Below are 337 nucleotides of genomic sequence, written 5' to 3' on the forward strand. Positions count from 1 at the left end.
CTGCGCCATCACTGACACTTAATACGGACTCTGGCTCAGCGGCGGATGACTTCTTAACCAACGACGGTAGCTTCACAGTCGATGGCACCGAAGATGGCGCGACAGTCGAATACCTTGTTGATGGAAACTGGACGACAACCGCACCCGTGCCAACGGAAGGTGACAACACGATCACCGTTCGTCAAACCGACGCAGCGGGAAATACATCAGGCAGCAGCGAGCTGACGTTCACTCTAGACACAACAGCGCCAGATGCGCCAACACTGACACTGGATACGGACTCTGGCTCAGCGGCGGATGACTTCTTAACCAACGAAGGTAGCTTCACAGTCGGTGG

1 protein-coding gene is annotated in these 337 nt (G+C 55.5%); it reads left to right on the forward strand.

What is annotated here, in order from left to right; genetic code table 11:
* On the forward strand, positions 1-337 hold a 337-nt coding region (locus tag AB4167_RS22070), incomplete at both ends, for an Ig-like domain-containing protein (protein ID WP_372137030.1).

It is taken from the genome of Vibrio sp. 10N.286.49.E11 (assembly GCF_041469505.1).
GTDB lineage: Bacteria > Pseudomonadota > Gammaproteobacteria > Enterobacterales > Vibrionaceae > Vibrio > Vibrio crassostreae_C.